This is a genomic window from Streptomyces sp. NPDC048751 (genome assembly GCF_043198595.1).
Taxonomy (GTDB): Bacteria; Actinomycetota; Actinomycetes; order Streptomycetales; family Streptomycetaceae; genus Streptomyces.
In genome coordinates, this window is sequence record NZ_JBICUX010000008.1 from 69,237 (window position 1) to 86,055 (window position 16,819).

16 protein-coding genes and 1 pseudogene are annotated in these 16,819 nt (G+C 71.9%); 9 read left to right on the plus strand and 8 right to left on the minus strand.

Annotated features, from left to right (window positions below):
• Positions 1–294 precede the first annotated feature (294 nt).
• From ACGFNV_RS25175 to ACGFNV_RS25185, 3 genes are read left to right on the plus strand one after another with little or no spacing between them, the layout of a single operon-like run.
• Positions 295–3,729, plus strand: a complete 3,435-nt coding sequence (locus tag ACGFNV_RS25175; protein WP_393625253.1) for a DNA polymerase III subunit alpha — start codon at positions 295–297, stop codon at positions 3,727–3,729.
• Positions 3,726–4,694 (plus strand): hypothetical protein, encoded by a 969-nt coding sequence (locus tag ACGFNV_RS25180; RefSeq protein ID WP_393625254.1) that lies wholly within the window; start codon positions 3,726–3,728, stop codon positions 4,692–4,694. The genes ACGFNV_RS25175 and ACGFNV_RS25180 overlap by 4 nt, the downstream gene beginning before the upstream one ends.
• Positions 4,695–4,743: 49 nt before the next feature.
• The gene (locus ACGFNV_RS25185) at positions 4,744–5,886 is read left to right on the plus strand and encodes an NADAR family protein (protein WP_393625255.1); all 1,143 of its coding nucleotides are present in this window, start codon (positions 4,744–4,746) and stop codon (positions 5,884–5,886) included.
• Here the strand turns inward: ACGFNV_RS25185 and ACGFNV_RS25190 are convergent.
• Positions 5,864–6,238, minus strand: coding sequence for a cupin domain-containing protein (locus tag ACGFNV_RS25190; RefSeq protein WP_393625256.1), 375 nt, complete (start codon positions 6,236–6,238; stop codon positions 5,864–5,866). The genes ACGFNV_RS25185 and ACGFNV_RS25190 overlap by 23 nt on opposite strands.
• Positions 6,239–6,328: 90 nt before the next feature.
• On the opposite strand from ACGFNV_RS25190, the gene ACGFNV_RS25195 reads away from it, so the two are divergent.
• Together ACGFNV_RS25195 and ACGFNV_RS25200 are read left to right on the plus strand one after the other, a co-directional pair.
• On the plus strand, positions 6,329–6,772 hold the full coding sequence (locus ACGFNV_RS25195; protein WP_393625257.1) for a MarR family winged helix-turn-helix transcriptional regulator: 444 nt from the start codon (positions 6,329–6,331) through the stop codon (positions 6,770–6,772).
• A gap of 171 nt (positions 6,773–6,943) precedes the next feature.
• Positions 6,944–7,807, plus strand: a complete 864-nt coding sequence (locus tag ACGFNV_RS25200; protein ID WP_393625258.1) for an esterase/lipase family protein — start codon at positions 6,944–6,946, stop codon at positions 7,805–7,807.
• Between the two features lie 63 nt (positions 7,808–7,870).
• Here the strand turns inward: ACGFNV_RS25200 and ACGFNV_RS25205 are convergent, their stop codons facing one another.
• Positions 7,871–8,878: a lytic polysaccharide monooxygenase gene (locus ACGFNV_RS25205; RefSeq protein WP_393625259.1), complete on the minus strand. Its 1,008-nt coding sequence runs from the start codon at positions 8,876–8,878 to the stop codon at positions 7,871–7,873.
• Between the two features lie 168 nt (positions 8,879–9,046).
• Here ACGFNV_RS25205 and ACGFNV_RS25210 point away from each other — a divergent pair.
• Positions 9,047–9,310, plus strand: a pseudogene (locus ACGFNV_RS25210) (GNAT family N-acetyltransferase); the annotation flags it as partial.
• 14 nt (positions 9,311–9,324) lie between these two features.
• Here the strand turns inward: ACGFNV_RS25210 and ACGFNV_RS25215 are convergent.
• A complete protein-coding gene (locus ACGFNV_RS25215; RefSeq protein ID WP_133929265.1) occupies positions 9,325–9,459 on the minus strand; it encodes a hypothetical protein in 135 nt (44 codons plus the stop codon).
• Between the two features lie 163 nt (positions 9,460–9,622).
• Here ACGFNV_RS25215 and ACGFNV_RS25220 point away from each other — a divergent pair, with 163 nt between their 5' ends.
• Positions 9,623–10,237 (plus strand): class I SAM-dependent methyltransferase, encoded by a 615-nt coding sequence (locus ACGFNV_RS25220; RefSeq protein ID WP_393625260.1) that lies wholly within the window; start codon positions 9,623–9,625, stop codon positions 10,235–10,237.
• Positions 10,238–10,301: 64 nt separating this feature from the next.
• Here the strand turns inward: ACGFNV_RS25220 and ACGFNV_RS25225 are convergent, their stop codons facing one another.
• Entirely contained in the window at positions 10,302–10,802 is a 501-nt protein-coding gene (locus ACGFNV_RS25225) for a DUF402 domain-containing protein (protein WP_393625261.1), read from the minus strand.
• The gene (locus ACGFNV_RS25230) at positions 10,783–11,712 is read right to left on the minus strand and encodes a GNAT family N-acetyltransferase (protein WP_393625262.1); all 930 of its coding nucleotides are present in this window, start codon (positions 11,710–11,712) and stop codon (positions 10,783–10,785) included. The genes ACGFNV_RS25225 and ACGFNV_RS25230 overlap by 20 nt, the downstream gene beginning before the upstream one ends.
• A 71-nt stretch (positions 11,713–11,783) precedes the next feature.
• Here ACGFNV_RS25230 and ACGFNV_RS25235 point away from each other — a divergent pair, with 71 nt between their 5' ends.
• Complete coding sequence (locus tag ACGFNV_RS25235) at positions 11,784–12,155, plus strand: GntR family transcriptional regulator (RefSeq protein WP_393625263.1); 372 nt, start codon at positions 11,784–11,786, stop codon at positions 12,153–12,155.
• Between the two features lie 68 nt (positions 12,156–12,223).
• On the opposite strand, the gene ACGFNV_RS25240 is transcribed toward ACGFNV_RS25235, so the two are convergent.
• Positions 12,224–12,994: a DUF72 domain-containing protein gene (locus tag ACGFNV_RS25240; RefSeq protein ID WP_393625264.1), complete on the minus strand. Its 771-nt coding sequence runs from the start codon at positions 12,992–12,994 to the stop codon at positions 12,224–12,226.
• A 29-nt stretch (positions 12,995–13,023) separates the two neighbouring features.
• Complete coding sequence (locus tag ACGFNV_RS25245; protein WP_393625265.1) at positions 13,024–14,118, minus strand: DUF5925 domain-containing protein; 1,095 nt, start codon at positions 14,116–14,118, stop codon at positions 13,024–13,026.
• 272 nt (positions 14,119–14,390) lie between these two features.
• Between ACGFNV_RS25245 and ACGFNV_RS25250 the strand changes: the two genes are divergently transcribed.
• Positions 14,391–15,197: an SGNH/GDSL hydrolase family protein gene (locus ACGFNV_RS25250; protein WP_393625266.1), complete on the plus strand. Its 807-nt coding sequence runs from the start codon at positions 14,391–14,393 to the stop codon at positions 15,195–15,197.
• 3 nt (positions 15,198–15,200) lie between these two features.
• On the opposite strand, the gene ACGFNV_RS25255 is transcribed toward ACGFNV_RS25250, so the two are convergent.
• Positions 15,201–16,793, minus strand: coding sequence for a protein kinase (locus ACGFNV_RS25255; RefSeq protein ID WP_393625267.1), 1,593 nt, complete (start codon positions 16,791–16,793; stop codon positions 15,201–15,203).
• Positions 16,794–16,819 lie beyond the last annotated feature (26 nt).

A 16,819-nucleotide genomic window follows, 5' to 3' on the forward strand; every position in this document is an offset into this window, starting at 1 on the left:
GAGCGTGTGACCTGCGGTCGGGCACCGACATTGGAAGGGGAGAACGTGTACGGAACCGGACTTGCGTGCCGGATTCTGCCAAAGAACATCATCTGGGCATGCAAAGTCCGCCGACCGTACCGCACCTGCGGTCCGCGTCACGTCCTCACGGTCTGGGTAGTCGGGTGTTTGCGCAGGTGGGACGTGCTCGAACAGATGTCGCACAGATGTTCGGGATGAGGGTATGGTGGGGGTCGGAGAGTAGGGAACTGATGTTCGAGAGTCCGGTGGGGCTCACGGCTGCGGGAGGTGCGTGTGCCGGGATTCACGCATCTGCACACCGTCTCCGGGTTCTCCCTGCGGTACGGGGCCTCGCACCCGGAGCGCCTCGCCGAGCGCGCCTCCGAGCGGGGCATGGACGCCCTCGCCCTCACCGACCGCGACACCCTCGCCGGCACGGTCCGCTTCGCCAAGGCCTGCGCGAAGGCGGGCGTCCGTCCACTGTTCGGGGTGGACCTGGCGGTCGCCGGGCCCGTACGCCAGGAAGGTGACGTACGACGGGAAAGGCGCCGTACCCCCGTGCGCGGCGGTGCCTTCATCGACGAGTCGACACCCCGGGTCACCTTCCTCGCCCGGGACGGCGCCCGCGGCTGGGCCGACCTGTGCCGGATCGTCACGGCGGCGCACGAGAGCGAGGGCACCCCGCTGCTGCCCTGGGCTCGGAACAGGGGCGACGGCCTGACCGTCCTGCTCGGCCCCGACTCCGACGTGGGCCGGGCCCTGGCCGCCGGGCGCCCGGACCGCGCCGCGAAGCTCCTCGCCCCCTGGCGCGAGGTCCACGGCGACGCCCTGCGCCTGGAAGTGGTCTGGCACGGCCGCGAGGGCACAGGGCCCGGTTCCCTGCGCCTGGCCGCCCGCACCGTCGGCTTCGCCGCCGAGCAGCGGATCCGGCCGGTGCTCAGCAACGCCGTCCGGTACGCCGACCCCGGCCTCGGCCCGGTCGCCGACGTCCTGGACGCCGCCCGCCGGCTGGTCCCGGTCGACCCCACCAAGGGGCTGGACTCCGGTGAGGCCTGGCTGAAGGACGCGGGCGCCATGCTGCACGTGGCCGAGCGGGTCGTCGAGGCCGCGGGCTACCGGCGTGACACCGCCCACCGCCTGCTGGAGCAGACCCGGGCCACGGCCGCCGCGTGCCTGGTCGACCCCGAGGACGACCTCGGCATCGGCACCGTCCACTTCCCCGAGCCGCACCTCGTCGGCGCCGTTCACCGCACCGCCCAGCGGGCGCTGGCCTCGCGGGCCGCGGCCGGGATGGTGCTGCGCGGCTACGACGGGCGCCGTGAGTACTGGGAGCGGATGCACCACGAGCTGGACATCATCGCCCACCACGGCTTCGCCTCCTACTTCCTGACGGTCGCCCAGGTCGTGGACGACGTGCGGGGGATGGGCATCCGGGTCGCCGCGCGCGGCTCCGGCGCGGGCTCCCTCGTCAACCACCTCCTCGGCATCGCGCACGCCGACCCGATCGAGCACGGGTTGCTGATGGAGCGCTTCCTGTCCAAGGAGCGGGTGGTCCTGCCCGACATCGACATCGACGTGGAGTCCGCGCGCCGCCTGGAGGTCTACCGCGCGATCATCGACCGGTTCGGCACCGAGCGGGTCGCGACGGTCGCGATGCCGGAGACGTACCGGGTGCGCCACGCGATCCGGGACGTCGGCGCGGCCCTGTCCATGGACCCGGCCGACATCGACCGCATCGCCAAGGCCTTCCCGCACATCCGCGCCCGCGACGCCCGCGCGGCGCTGGCGGAACTGCCCGAGCTCAAGGACCTGGCGGAGGAGAAGGAGAGGTACGGCCGGTTGTGGGAGCTGGTCGAGGCCCTCGACGCCCTCCCGCGCGGGGTCGCCATGCACCCGTGCGGGGTCCTGCTCTCCGACGCCTCCCTCCTGGCCCGTACGCCGGTCATGCCGACCAGCGGCGAGGGTCTGCCCATGTCGCAGTTCGACAAGGACGACGTGGAGGACCTCGGGCTGCTCAAGCTGGACGTGCTGGGGGTGCGGATGCAGTCGGCGATGGCGCACGCGGTCGCCGAGGTGGAGCGGGTGACGGGCGAGCGGATCGACCTGGACTCGGTCGCGGAGGGCGACCCGGCGACGTATCGACTGATCCGTTCCACCGAGACGCTGGGCTGCTTCCAGATCGAGTCGCCGGGCCAGCGGGACCTGGTGGGACGGCTCCAGCCGGCCACCTTCCACGATCTGGTCGTCGACATCTCCCTCTTCCGGCCGGGCCCGGTCGCCGCCGACATGGTGCGGCCGTTCATCGAGGCACGGCACGGGCGGGCGCCCGTCCGGTACCCGCACCCCGATCTGCGGGAGCCGCTGAAGGGGACGTACGGAGTCGTCGTCTTCCACGAGCAGATCATCGACATCGTCGCCATCATGACCGGCCGCGGACGCGGCGAGGCGGACCGGGTGCGGCGCGGGCTGTCCGATCCGGAGTCGCAGGGACGGATCCGGGTCTGGTTCGCGCAGCGCGCGGCGGCGAACGGATACAGCGCAGAAACGATTCAGCAGACCTGGGAGATCGTCGAGGCCTTCGGTAGCTACGGCTTCTGCAAGGCGCACGCGGTCGCCTTCGCCGTACCGACGTACCAGTCGGCGTGGCTGAAGGCACATCACCCGGCCGCCTTCTACGCGGGCCTGCTCACGCACGACCCCGGGATGTACCCGAAGCGGCTGCTGCTGGCGGACGCGCGGCGGCGCGGGGTGCCGATCCTGCCGTTGGACGTGAACGAGTCGGGCGTCGCCCACCGTATCGAACTGGTGTCTGAATCGGGGGTGTGGGGACTCCGGTTGGCCCTCTCCGACGTGCACGGCATCAGCGAGGCCGAGGCCGCGCGCATCGCCGACGGACAGCCGTACGCCTCGCTGCTCGACTTCTGGCAGCGGGCACGGCCCAGTCGTCCGATCGCTCAGAGGCTGGCCCAGGTGGGCGCGTTGGACGCGTTCGGCGCCAACCGGCGTGATCTCCAACTGCACCTGACCGAACTGCACCGGGGCGCCCGGGGCGCGGGCGGCGGCGAGGGCCAGCTCCCGCTGGCGGGCGGTAAGAAGACGGCTCCCGCCGGGCTGCCGGACCTGTCGTCCGCCGAGCGGCTCAGCGCCGAGCTGGGCGTGCTGTCCATGGACGCCTCCCGCAACCTGATGGACGACCACCGCGGCTTCCTCGACGAGCTGGGCGTGGTCTCGGCACGGCGACTGCGCGAGGCCAGGCACGGAGAGACGGTGCTGGTCGCGGGCGCCAAGGCGGCCACCCAGACCCCACCGATCCGCTCCGGCAAGCGGGTCATCTTCACCACCCTCGACGACGGCACCGGCCTGGTCGACCTCGCCTTCTTCGACGACTCCCACGACGCCTGCGCCCACACCGTCTTCCACTCCTGGCTGCTGCTGGTGCGCGGAGTGGTCCAGCGCCGGGGCCCGCGCAGCCTCAGCGTGGTGGGATCCGCCGCCTGGAACCTCGCCGAACTGGTCGAACTGCGCGTCGCGGGCGGCCTCGACGAGGTGGCGGCCCGGCTGGCGGAGCCCGCCCCGGAGGGGCCCGGGGACGGCGAACCGGCGGCGGCCCGAACGATCCGCATGCCCACGGGGTACGAGATGCACCCCTGGGCCGATCTGCGTCCGGCGGGCGAAGAGCCCGCGAAAGTACGGAAGTTGTGGCACCAGAGTCCGGGGAGTGCGGGATGACCATCCTCTGCGTACGTTTCCAGCTGCCTCCGCTGTACGAGGCCGCCCTGCCCAGACTGCTCGGGCTCCTGGAGGACTTCACGCCCGTCGTCCAGGCGCTGCCGCCGGACGGGGCGCTGGCCGATCTGCGCGGCGCCGAACGGTACTTCGGACGCGACGCCGTCGAGCTGGCGTCCATGATCCGGGTACGGTCTCTCGCGCTGTACGGGGTCGACTGCCTGATCGGCGCGGGACCCGGACCGATGTCGGCTCGTGTTGCCCTGCGCGACGCCAGGCCCGGGACGACCTGCGCGGTCCCCGAGGACGCCGTCGCGGAGTTCCTCGCCGGGAAGCCCGTCGCCGCGCTGCCCGGAGTCGGCACCGCGACCGCCCGCACACTGGGCGACTACGGCCTCGACACCCTCGGCCGGGTCGCCGCCGCGCCCCTGTCCACGCTCCAGCGCCTGGTCGGCGCGAAGACCGGCCGCGAGCTGCACGAGAAGGCGAACGGCATCGACCGCGGCCGGGTCGTACCGAACGCCGTCTCCCGCTCCCTCGTCGCCGAACGCACCTTCCCCCGCGACGAGCTGGACCCCGACCGGCACCGCCGCGCGCTGCTCTCCGCCGCCGACGAACTGGGCAGCCGGCTGCGCGCCGTGGAGAAGATCTGCCGCACCCTCACCCTCACCGTGCGCTACGCCGACCGCTCCACCACCACCCGCAGCCGCACCCTCAAGGAACCGACCGCGCACTCCGCCGCGCTGACCAGGACGGCGTACGGCATGTACGAGGCCCTCGGCCTCCAGCGCGCCCGCGTCCGCGCGATGGCCCTGCGCGCGGAGGGCCTGGCCCCCGCCGAACAGGCCGCCCACCAGCTCACCTTCGACCCCACCGACGACAAGCTGCGCCGCCTCGAACAGGCCGCGGACCGCGCGCGAGCGAGGTTCGGGCCGGGGGCGGTGAAGCCGGGAGCGTTGGCGGCGTGAGGATGCCGGCGCCCCGGCGTACCGGCCGCGCATGACATAGGGTCACCCCATGACATGGCGGGGGCCGACGTACCGGACGGTGGACGGGGAGAAGATCGACGGCACATGGTGCCATGTCTGGCGGCGTCACGAGCTGCTGCCCGACCTGTACTCCGTCGAGGACCTGGTCGTCTTCGCCGACGGCAGGATCGCCTGCGGGCGGTCGACGGACCTGGCGGGCCTGGAGCGCATGCTGGAGTCGGGCCGGATCGCGGTCACGGACCCGGCGGCGCCTCCCCATGAGCCGCCCGAGAACAAGTGGGACTCCCGCTACCCGGAACCGCTGACCCCGGAGGGCTTCCTCCTCGAAGTCGCCGACCGGATCGAGGAGTTGGCGGGCCGCCCGCGGACCGACGAGCGCTGCTGGGAGGCGATCCGCCGCTTCCAGCAGGCGCCCACCGAGGACAACCGGACCCTGCTCCGGGACGCCTACCTGGCCATTCCGCCGCACCGACGCGTCTACTGCCTCGGCGACATGGATCTCCAGGACCGTCCCCTGCGCATCCTGGTCACCGAGATCGGCGAACGGGCCGACGGGGACGGTCCCGTGGTGACGGCCGAGATGCACGAGGAAGCGCTGGACTACTTCCGGCGCGGGGACGAGGCCGTAGCGCAGGAGCGGGAACAGCGGGCCGTATGGCGCGCGGACGACCCGACGGGGCCGGGGCGCCCGGCCGTCGTCCTGCACCGGACCCACTTCCCGAACGGCCGCCCCGCCGACCCCGGCATCTCCGCCCTGCGCAACGACTTCCCCGCCCCGATCCGCTACGCCGGCGACACCTACCCCTCCGTCCTGCACGGCTACTGGGCCCTGTCCACGGCCGGCGAGGCCGACCGCACCGCCGTCCGAGACACCCCGAGTGCCGACGAGGCCCAGGAAAAGGGCGGCCGGGCCGCCCGCAGGGACGACTGGCCGGCCGTACGCCTCGCCGTCATGGCCGGCCTGCTCCGCGCCAAGTTCACCCAGCACCCCGAACTCGCGGAGATCCTCCTCTCCACGGGCGACGCCGGACTCAGCTACACCGGCTACGAGGAATCCCCGTACTGGAGGGACACCCGCGACGACCGCGGCCGCAACTGGACGGGTCGGCTCCTGGAGCTGATCCGCTCCGAACTCGTGGCCGACAGGGTCAGTTGGCCCACGGGGGAGTGATCCGCGTTCCGTCGGCCAGCACCGCCTCCAGGCCGATGGACGTGGTGACCCAGGACAGCGCCGTGTGATCGGTCGGGTTCTCGACGCCGAGGGCCGTGCCCGGGTTGACGATGACCGTGTCGCCGGCCCTGATCCGCTCCGCGCGGCCGTCGAGCGTGAGGACCAGTTCACCGACGAGCAGATGGAAGATCTCCTCCCGGTTGACGGTGTGCACGGGCGCCTTCGTCCCCGGCGGGATCTCGCCCCGCCAGGCGCACAGTTCCTTGCTGCCGGTAAGGGGGTTGGCATACGCGATGAAGCGGGCGCCGTGGATCTCGTGGACGACGGCTTCGGAGGAGCGGACTACGGGCATGGTGGGGCCTTCCTGGGATCAAATGGTCAAGCAGGTTGACTATATGGTCAAGGTGCTTGACCAATACGTCAAGGGTGTTTCAATGCGGGGGTGCAGAACTCCGAGGCTCTGGCCCTGACCGCCGCCCTGCTCGCCGCCGCCAGTGGGCTCACGCAACGCATCCATGACGGTGTCGAAGCGCGTGGATTCGAGGGGCGGCCCGCGTACGGATTCGCCTTCACGAGGCTGGCCCCCGACGGCGCGACGGTCACCGACCTCGCCACGCATCTCGGGGTGACCAAGCAGGCGGCGAGCCAACTCGTGGACGAGCTCGTGCGCAAGGGGTACGTGGAACGGCGGCCGCATCCCGGTGACGCGCGGGCGCGGCTGATCGTGCTGACCGAACGCGGCTGGGCCTGTACGAGGGCGGCGGAGGAGGCGGCCGCGGAGGTGGTGCGGGAGTGGGGCGAGCTGCTGGGGGAGGGGCAAGTGCGGGAGTTGCGCGAGAACTTGCTGCGCATCGCGCCCTACGGGCCCATCAGGCCCACCTGGTGATGGTTCGTCAGGTGCCTCGGGGGTTGGTGCCTGTCGCCGGAAGTTTTTACTGACGCGTAACTTCCCCTGTCAGCTACTCGTCCGTAACTTGACGAGAGAACAGCATCCTCGTGATCCGGGTCACAGGGCGTAGAGCCGTCGCACTCCCTTGAGCCGCAAGGAGATCACCCGATGCTGCCCTGGAAACGAGCGCTCAGATCCCTGGCCGTGCTGCTGCTGACCGCCGCCGCCGCCGTCACCGTCCCCGCCACCGCCACCCACGCGAACACCGCCATCAGCACGGGCTGGAACGACTACTCCTGCAAGCCCTCCGCCGCCCACCCCCGCCCCGTCGTCCTGGTCCACGGCACCCTCGCCAACTCCGTCGACAACTGGCTGGCCCTCGCGCCGTACCTGGAGCACCGGGGCTACTGCGTCTTCTCCCTCGACTACGGCCAGCTGCCCGGCGTGCCGTTCTTCCACGCCCTCGGCCCCATGGACAAGTCGGCCGAGCAGTTGTCCGCCTTCGTCGACAAGGTGCTCGCCGCCACCGGTGCCACCAAGGCCGACCTCGTAGGGCACTCGCAGGGCGGCATGATGCCCCGCTACTACCTCAAGTTCCTCGGCGGAGCCGCCAAGGTGAACGCCCTCGTCGGCATCGCCCCCAACAACCACGGCACCACCCTGTCCGGCCTCACCAAGCTGCTGCCGTACTTCCCCGGCGCCGAGGACCTGCTCACCGCCGCCACCCCCGCCCTCGCCCAGCAGATCGTCGGGTCCGACTTCATGACCCGGCTCAACGCGGGCGGCGACACCGTGCCCGGCGTCCACTACACGGTCATCGCCACTCAGTACGACGAGGTGGTCACGCCGTACCGGACGCAGTTCCTGAGCGGGCCCGACGTGAAGAACGTCCTGATCCAGGACCTGTGCCCGCTCGACCTGTCCGAGCACGCGCTGATCGGCATCACCGACCGGATCGCCTTCCACGAGGTGGCCAACGCGCTCGACCCGGCCCACGCCACCGCCACCACCTGCGCGTCGGTGGTCGACTGACCGACGGGCGCGCATCGCCGGGGCCTGACCGACCTGAGCCGCCGGTCAGGCCCCGGAGTCCGTTCAGCGACCGCGCCGACCACCGCTCACCGCACGTCGGCGCACTGACGCGAACAGCGCCGCCGAGCCGAGCGTGAGTGCGGTCGCACCGCCGACGGCGAGGTACGGGGTGCTGCCGTCGCCGCCGGTCTCTGCGAGGCTGGCGGCGCCGGCCGCTGAGGGGGCGTTCGCCGAGGCGGTGTCCGCCGCGGTCGTCGCCGTGGGCTTCACCGACGTACGGGCGTCGTCCCCGTGACCGCCGTGACCGCCGTGCTCGATCGTGGATTTGTCGGCGCCTGCCTCGATCTGGTCGTCGGAGGGGGCGGAAGCGGAAGGGGCGGATGGGGTGGAAGGGATCCTGGCGGCCGGGGCGGAGCCGCCGTCCGCAGGATCGGTTCCGCCGAAGGACACGTCCGAGCAGGAGTAGAACGCCTCCGGGCTGTCCGAGCGCTGCCAGATCGCGTACAGCAGGTGCCGGCCGGAGCGCTCGGGAAGCGTGCCGGAGAACGTGTAGAAGCCGCCCGCCGCGACCGGGTCGACGGCCGTCGCCACGGGATGTGCCAGGTCCAGGTCGTCCCAGGCCGGCGGCCTGGTCGGGTCGTACCCGGCCTTGGTGACGTACACCGTGAAGGTGCCCTTGTGCGGGGCGGTCACGCGGTACTTGAAGGTGTACGAGCCCTTGTGCACGCCGGTCGCGGGCCAGTCCGCGCGGGCCAGGTCGAGCCCCTTGAACTCGGCGTTGTTCGCGCTGCACAGCTTGCCGTCCGGTATCAGTTCCCGGTGCCGCCCGCCCGCGTCACCGATCCGCACGCCGTTCCAGTCGTAGAGCGCCTGCGTCCCACCGGCCGCGACCGCCGCCCTGCACGCGTCCGACCTCGGGCTCTCCGGTCCCTCCCCGTAACACTGCGCGACCCGGCTCACCGGATCCCCCATCGACCCGTGCGCGGACGCCGGCCCGGCGGCCGACACACCGAGCGCGAGCGGGACGGCGCCGAGCACGGCGACAGCGGCGACCTTGCGGGATGCGGGCATGCGGGGACTCCTCGACGGCTCCGATACGGGAGGGGCGAGACGAAACTAGCCCCGGGGAACCGCGAAATCGCCTGCTGAGGGCGGGTGGGGGAGATCCTTATGGTCGCGTTAAGGGAGGGCTCAGGCTGGGCTCAGGTAGGTACGGTGCTGAGCATGACCGACGTGGAGGTCGTGGTGGAGGAGTTGGAGGACCACCTGTTCCTCGACAGCATCGCCGTGCGGCCCGACGCCCATGGGAAGGGCGTCGGGCGGCGGCTGTTGGGGTTCGTGGACGAGCGGGCGCGGGCCTCGGGGCTGCCTGAAGTCAGGCTCTGCACGAACGCGATGATGTGGGAGAACCAGAAGATCTACCCGAAGTACGGCTATGAGGTCGTGGAGCGTCGCGTGGACGGGCCCTACGACCGGATCCACTACCGCAAGCGACTCAACTGACCCGTCTCATGGGGTCAGCCGTCCGGCCACCAGGTGCGTGCGATGTCCTTGCGCACCTCGGGGCGCCCGGCGGGGCGCTCCTCGGCCTCCTCGCGGACCCGGCGGCTCTCCGTCTTCTTCAGGGGCTTCTGCACTGTCATGCGGCGCATGGCTGCCTCCTTCAGGGGCTACCGGGTTCCGCGCTTTCACGGAGGTAGACCCTTTCCGGGAGGGTTCCTCATCCACCACTGTTCTGTCAGTGGCGGTTGTCACGATTAGGCTGTGGATTCGGGGGTTCAGCCGGTTGTCAGTGGTGGCTGGCACCCTTGCCGCATGAGTGACGACAGTGACGGAATGAATGCGGTGCGTGTGGAGTGGGACGACCTGGCCATCACCTTCGACGACGAGCCCGACCACGGTCTGCGCGACCCGATGGTGCGCGCCGCCTGGGCGGATCGGCTCCGGGCCTGGCTTCCGGAGCACCCCTGCGACGTCCTCGACCTCGGCTGCGGTACCGGCAGCCTGTCGCTCCTCGCCGCCGAGCGCGGGCACAGGGTGACCGGAGTCGATCTGTCGCCCGCCATGGTGGACCTCGCCCGCGCCAAGCTCGTCGGCCGTGACGCGGTGTTCCTGTGCGGTGACGCCGCGGCACCGCCGGTGGGCGAGCAGCTCTTCGACGTGGTGCTCGTACGGCACGTCCTGTGGACGCTGCCCGACCCGGCCCGCGTGCTCCGGCACTGGCGCGGGTTGGTGCGGCCGGGAGGGCGGCTCGTCCTGGTCGAGGGGGTGTGGGGGACGGTCAGCCCCGTCGGCATACCCGCCGACCGGCTCACCGCACTGCTCGCCCCGCTCGCCGAGGACGTGCGCGTGGAGCCGCTGGCGCACGACGCGCGGTTGTGGGGGAAGGCGGTGGAGGACGAGCGGTATGCGGTGGTGGCGACGGTCTGAGGGCGCCCCCTCGGCTTGCGCCAGGAGTGCCTCCCTCGGCTCACGTCAAGAGTGCCCCCTCGGCTTACGCCAGCAGTGCCTCGAAGTCCTTCCCGTGCGCCAGTGCCTCCAGTTCGTCGAGCGCGGCCACCGCCGCGGCCGCGGCCTCCGGGTCCGTCTCCGTGAGGCCGCTCTCCTCGAACTCGTCCTCGTCCAGCCGTCGTACGTCCGTGCCGTCGGCGGAACGCCACAGGTCCAGGTCGAGGTCCTCCACGACCAGCTCCCTGCCGGAGAGGGTGGCGGGGCGGGCGATGTCGCAGTACCAGCCCTTGAGCACGCCGTCGGGATCGCGCACCTCCATGACCGCGTACCAGCGGTCCCGCCAGTAGTACTCCGTGAAGACGTCACCGGGCTCGAAGCGGACGAAGCCGAAGTCGCGGACGGCGCCGCCCGCGAAGGGCGCGCGGACGACGATCCGCGTGCCGTCGTCCCGGAGCAGTTCCGCGGGGTAGCGGATCTTCGTACGGCCGGCCTTGACGAGGACGACGTCGATGAGCGGGGCGGGGTCAGACGAGTTCACGGGCAAAGCGCACCTCGGTCGCGCAGATCTGGTAGCCGAGCCACTTGTTGATGGCGAGCATGGGGTCGTTGCCGGTGTCGTTGCCGGTGTACGCGTCCGTGTACCCCCGGGCGCGGGCGCGGTGCAGGGAGTGGATCTTGGCCAGCTTGGCCAGGCCCCGGCCGCGGTGGGCGCGCGCCGTGCCGGTCATGCCGCTGGAGTAGCGGGTGACGCCGTCCGTGTGGGCCAGGGTGAAGGCGGCGGGACGGCCGTCGACGACGGCCACCGTGGTCAGGTCGAGGTCGAGCAGCGGGGCCTTCCAGGTCGCCTCGAGCCAGGCCTCGTAGTCCGTGAACTCGGCACCGACGTCGCTCGGTTCGTCGGCGGTCGTCTCCGCGTCGAGTTCGAACAGCGGACGAGGGTCGTCCGCGAAGTCGGCGGCGGTGCGCAGCTCGACACCGGGCGGGGCGTCCTGGAGCGGCGGCAGTGTGCCGTTCGTCAGGTCGAGGCGCAGGAAGTGCGCGGAGCGGCTGGCCTGGTAGCCGTGCCGCTCGGCGAAGGCGCGATTGCCCGGCTCGTCCAGGACCCAGGTGAACAGCTGGGTCGCCCCGAGCCCGCTCAGGTACTCCGCACCGGCCCGGGCCAGGAGGGTGCCCGCGCCGCGCCCGGTGTGCTCCGGATGCGTGTACACGTTCACGAAGCCCCGGCCCGGCTCCGGGCTGTCGTGGGCGAGACCGACCTGGGCCGTGCCGATGATCTCGCCGTCGGCCTCGGCGAGGAGCTGGCGGAAGCGGGCTTCGGGGTGGGCGTGCGTGAGGTGGTGGACCACGGACTCCGGGGTGGTCACCATGAAGGGCAGGGCCAGCCGCCGGACTCTGACGAAGCCTTCGGCGTCGGTCGGTACCTCGGGGCGCAGGTCGCGCACGATGACGGTCATGACGGCGCACGTTACGTGGGGGGCGTGTTCGGGTGCCTCCCATTTTCCCGCGGGTACGGGAGAATCAGTCCGTGACGTTGAAGATCCACATCAAGGACAGCGCACCGCCCTACGAGCAGGTGCGGGCGCAGATCGCCGAGCAGGCGCGGTCGGGGGCGCTGCCGGTCGGGTACCGGTTGCCGACGGTGCGGGGGCTCGCCGAGTCGCTCGGGCTGGCGGCGAACACCGTCGCCAAGGCGTACCGGGCGCTGGAGAGCGACGGGGTGATCGAGACGCGGGGGCGCAACGGGACGTTCGTCGCGGCGGTGGGGTCGGCGGCGGAGCGTGAGGCCGCGCTGGCCGCGCAGGCTTACGCCGAGAGGGCGCGGCGGTTGGGGCTCGGGGAGGACGCGGCGCTGGCCGCTGTGCGGGATGCCCTGCGGGCGGCTTACGGGGATCAGTGAAGTGCGGGGCGCACCTGCTCACCGTCGTGCGGGGGAGGGAGACTCCGTCGTGCAGCGGAGAGGGACGGTCAACCTGCCGGTACCGACTCCGGCGTCCTCGTCACCGTCAAACCAGCTCTCCTTGCCGCCCTCCCGAACACCACCGCGTCCGCCACGGCCGCGCCGTGCGGGTCGTTGTTGAAGTAGGTGTAGACGTCGCCGGCGTCCGGCCAGGTCGTGGCGATGCGGTCGATCCAGGTTTCCAGGGAGCGGCGGCCGTAGCGGGGCCAGGAGTGGGCGCGGCCCTGGTGGAAACGGACGTAGCCCCAGTCGGTGGTGCGCCAGAGGGGTGTCGCGGGGCGGGCGCGCACATCGGCCCAGCACAGTGCCGCGCCGCGGGACTCCAGGACGGCCCGCACCTCGGGTGTCCACCAGGACTCGTGGCGTGGCTCGACCGCGATCCGGGTGCCGGAGGGGAAGTGGGCCAGGCAGGTGTCGAGCAGCGGCACGTCCACCCGCAGGTTCGGCGGAAGCTGGAGCAGGACCGGGCCGAGGCGGGCGCCGAGGCCCGCCGCGTGGGTCATCAGGCGGTGCACCGGCTCCTCGGACTCCCGTAGCCGCTTGATGTGGGTGAGATAGCGGCTCGCCTTGACCGCGACCACGAAGTCACCGGGCACCCGGTCCCGCCAGGACTCGAACGTCTCGTGGGACGGCAGCCGGTAGAACGCGTTGTTGATCTCGACCGTGGCGAAGTGCGCCGTGTACTCCTCCAGCCACAGCCGCTGGGGTGTCCCGGCCGGGTACAGGACGTCCCGCCAGTCCTTGTACTGCCACCCCGACGTACCGACGAACAGGGTCATACGACAATCAAAGCACCGTCCGCGGGCACCTACAGGTACAGCCCCGCGTCCGCGCGGCCCCGCGGCTCCGGCAGCGACGTCGGGGAGATGCCCCGGCGCAGCGCGTACAGCTCCGCCAGGGTGGCACCCTCGGGGCCGACGCCCTCCTCGCTGCCCAGCCAGTCCACCGCCTCCCGGCGAGTCAGCGGCCCCACCTCGATACGGGCCAGACAACGGCCGGGGCGGACGACGGCGGGGTGGAGGCGCTCCAGGTCCTCGTTGGTGGTGACGCCGACGAGGACGTTGCGGCCCTGGCCGAGCAGGCCGTCGGTCAGGTTCAGCAGGCGGGACAGCGCCTGGCCCGCCGTGTGCTTCGCCTCCCCGCGGATCAGCTCGTCGCAGTCCTCCAGCAGGAGCAGCCGCCAGCGGCCCTTGCCCGTGCCGTCCTCCTCGCCGATCGCGATGTCCATCAGATACCCCACGTCGGAGAAGAGCCGCTCGGGGTCCAGTACGCAGTCCACCTGGCACCAGTCCCGCCAGGAGCGGGCGAGGGTGCGCAACGCCGAGGTCTTGCCGGTGCCGGGCGGGCCGTGCAGCAGGAGCAGCCGGCCGGCGATGTCCTCCGGGGTGGTCCCCATCAGGCGGTCCATCGCGTCGGCGACGGGGGCGGTGTAGTTCTGCCGCACCTCGTCCCAGGTACCCGCGGAGATCTGACGGGTCGTACGGTGCGGGCCCCGCCTCGGGGACACGTACCAGAATCCCATCGTCACGTTCTCCGGCTGCGGTTCGGGCTCGTCGGCCGCGCCGTCCGTCGCCTCGTCGAGGACCTTCGCGGCGAGTTCGGCGCTGGTCGCGGTCACCGTGACGTCGGCGCCCCGGTTCCAGCGGGAGACCAGCAGCGTCCAGCCGTCGCCCTCCGCCAGGGTCGCGCTGCGGTCGTCGTCGCGGGCGACGCGCAGCACCCGTGCCTGTGGGGGGATCAGGGTCGCGCCGGCGCGTACGCGGTCGATGTTCGCCGCGTGCGAGAACGGCTGCTCGCCCGTCGCGAAGCGGCCGAGGAACAGCGCGTCGACGACGTCGGACGGGGAGTCGGAGTCGTCGACGTTGAGCCGGATCGGCAGGGCGTCGTGTGGGTGCGCGGACATGCGGCCATGATCCGGCACCCGGGGCCCGTGCGCACCCGGTTTCCCGGCTACGGGTGGCGTGTCGGGCGTGTTCGGCTCGCTGGGCGCACGCCTCCTGCGTGCCCTCGCCCTGTCACCGACCCGTGCGCCCACGCGCCCTGCCCCTGGCCGCCGCCGAGGCGGGGGTCAAGACGCAACCGGGTCGTACCAAATGCTCTTGGTATGAACGCTTTCCGTCAACGCGCTTAGTTGCTACGACAGTTGGGGCAGAGATCCTGCTAAAGGGAGGTTCCATGAGACGTTCCCGACTTGCCCAGTTCCTGGGCTCGATCCTCCTCGCCGCCGCCACCGCCCTCACCGGGGCCACCGCGGCGCAGGCATCCCAACTCGCGGCGTCCGGCGGCTATGTGGCGCTCGGCGACTCCTACTCCTCGGGAGTCGGCTCCGGCAGCTACATCAGCTCCAGCGGTGACTGCAAGCGCAGCACGAAGGCGTACCCCTACCTCTGGAACGCCGCCCACTCACCGTCGTCGTTCACGTTCGCCGCATGCTCGGGCGCCCGAACGGATGACGTTCTGGCGAATCAGCTCGGCGGCCTCGGCTCCACCACCGGCCTCGTCTCGATCACCATCGGCGGCAACGACGCCGGCTTCGCCGACGTCATGACGACGTGTGTCCTGCAGTCCGACAGCGCGTGCGTCTCCCGCATCAACACCGCCCGGGCGTACGTCGACTCGACGCTGCCCGGCAAACTCGACAAGGTCTACTCCGCGATCAGCGCCAAAGCCCCCGCCGCCGAGGTGGTCGTCATCGGCTACCCCCGCTTCTACCAGCTCGGCACCACCTGTCTCGGCCTGTCCGAGACCAAGCGCAAGGCCATCAACGACGCGGCCGACCACCTCGACACCACCGTCGCCAAGCGCGCCGCCGACCACGGCTTCACCTTCGGTGACGTGCGCACCACCTTCAGCGGGCACGAGATCTGCTCGGGCAGCTCCTGGCTGCACAGCGTCAGCTGGCTCAACATCGGCGAGTCCTACCACCCGACCGCCGCCGGGCAGTCGGGCGGCTACCTGCCGGTCCTGACCAACGCCGCCTGACCCTCACTCAGAGGGCGAAGGCGAGGGCGAGGGGGAGGCCCCGTCCGTCGGGGTCTCCGTCTCGCACGTGATGGAGAACGGCACCGACGTGGACGTCGTCTCCACCGGATCGCGTACCTCGACACTGATCTCGTTGCGGTACGTCCCGCTCTCGGCGTTCGTCGTCACGTTCACGGTGTCCTGCTTCGACTTCCCGCCGCCCGCGGGGAACGACAGCGTCTTCCAGCCCGGGTCGGAGACCTCGCCGTCCTTCGTCACCCAGCGGTAGTCGACCTTCGCGGGCAGCCGACCCACCGTGAAGGTGGCTGTGAACGACGGCGCCCCACCACTCGGGGGCGGACAGCTGCCGGAGTAGTCGGTACGCGTCCCCGCGAGGCTCACCTTCACGGTCTGCGGCGCCGGTGACTCGCTGCTCCTGGTCGGGCTGGGCGTGGGACTGGCCTTCTCCGTGTCCGCCGTGCTCTTCTCCGGGCTCGGGGTCGGAGTCGGGGTCGCGACCCCACCGCTCTGACTGTTCGTGTTGCCCTTGCGGTCGCCGTCGCCGTCGCTGTTCAGCAGCGCGTACGTCAGCCCCGCCACCGCCAGTGCCAGGACGGCCACCCCGGCCACCAGCACGCCCGCGGAGCGGCGGTCGCGCTCCGGCCGGTCCGGCCCGACAACGGGGACCGGCCGCGGCGGCGTCGGCGGCCCCTGCCGTGCGGTGGTGGAGGGGCCGGCGACGGTGGGCGCGTACGCCGGTACGGTCCGGGCCGTGTCCGCGCTCGGCCGGCCGCCCGCCGCGACCACGCGCAGCTCCTGTTCCGCCCGGTCGCCGGGCAGGCGCTCGGCCGGATCCTTGCGCAGCAGCCCCTCGATGACGGGGGTCAGCGGACCGGCCAGGCGCGGCGGCGGCAGCTCCTCGTCGACGATCGCGCGCAGGGTGCTCAGCGGGGTGTCGTGGCGGAACGGCGAGTTGCCCTCCACCGCCGCGTACAGCAGCACGCCGAGCGACCACAGGTCCGACTCGGGACCCGGCGTGCGGCCCAGCGCCCGCTCCGGCGCGAGGAACTCGGGGGAGCCGATGACCTCGCCGGTCATCGTCAGCGCGGAGGTGCCCTCGACGGTCGCGATACCGAAGTCGGTGAGCACCACCCGGCCGTCGTTCGAGATCAGCACGTTGGCCGGTTTCACGTCGCGGTGCAGCACCCCCGCCTCGTGCGCGGTGCGCAGCGCGGCCAGCACCTCGGCGCCGACGTACGCGGCGTGCTGCGGGGTGAGCGGGCCCTCGGCGTCCAGCTGATCCGCCAGCGAGATACCACGGACCAGCTCCATGACGATCCACGGGCGGCCGTCCTGCGTGGCCACGTCGTACACCGTCACCACGTTGCGGTTGGCGACCCGGGCCGCGGCCCACGCCTCGCGCTCGAGGCGGGCGTACAACCGCTCGACGTCCGAGATCGGCAGCCCGGCCGGGGCCCGCACCTCCTTGACGGCGACCTCGCGGTGCAGCACCTCGTCGTGGGCCCGCCACACCGTCCCCATGCCGCCCTCGCCGAGCGGGGCGAGCAGACGGTAGCGGCCCGCGATCAGACGTTCACTGCCCGGTTCCTCGGACACCGGCGCCCCCATTCCGCATCCCGGTT

What these genes read in the sequence shown, in the direction of transcription:
- ACGFNV_RS25190 (WP_393625256.1), bottom strand. Translation starts at nt 6,238, where the DNA reads ATGCCCGTAGTCCGCTCCTCCGAAGCCGTCGTCCACGAGATCCACGGC.
- ACGFNV_RS25220 (WP_393625260.1), top strand. Translation starts at nt 9,623, where the DNA reads ATGAGTGACGACAGTGACGGAATGAATGCGGTGCGTGTGGAGTGGGAC.
- ACGFNV_RS25245 (WP_393625265.1), bottom strand. Translation starts at nt 14,118, where the DNA reads ATGTCCGCGCACCCACACGACGCCCTGCCGATCCGGCTCAACGTCGAC.
- ACGFNV_RS25180 (WP_393625254.1), top strand. Translation starts at nt 3,726, where the DNA reads ATGACCATCCTCTGCGTACGTTTCCAGCTGCCTCCGCTGTACGAGGCC.
- ACGFNV_RS25185 (WP_393625255.1), top strand. Translation starts at nt 4,744, where the DNA reads ATGACATGGCGGGGGCCGACGTACCGGACGGTGGACGGGGAGAAGATC.
- ACGFNV_RS25230 (WP_393625262.1), bottom strand. Translation starts at nt 11,712, where the DNA reads ATGACCGTCATCGTGCGCGACCTGCGCCCCGAGGTACCGACCGACGCC.
- ACGFNV_RS25205 (WP_393625259.1), bottom strand. Translation starts at nt 8,878, where the DNA reads ATGCCCGCATCCCGCAAGGTCGCCGCTGTCGCCGTGCTCGGCGCCGTC.
- ACGFNV_RS25215 (WP_133929265.1), bottom strand. Translation starts at nt 9,459, where the DNA reads ATGCGCCGCATGACAGTGCAGAAGCCCCTGAAGAAGACGGAGAGCCGC.
- ACGFNV_RS25200 (WP_393625258.1), top strand. Translation starts at nt 6,944, where the DNA reads ATGCTGCCCTGGAAACGAGCGCTCAGATCCCTGGCCGTGCTGCTGCTG.
- ACGFNV_RS25250 (WP_393625266.1), top strand. Translation starts at nt 14,391, where the DNA reads ATGAGACGTTCCCGACTTGCCCAGTTCCTGGGCTCGATCCTCCTCGCC.
- ACGFNV_RS25240 (WP_393625264.1), bottom strand. Translation starts at nt 12,994, where the DNA reads ATGACCCTGTTCGTCGGTACGTCGGGGTGGCAGTACAAGGACTGGCGG.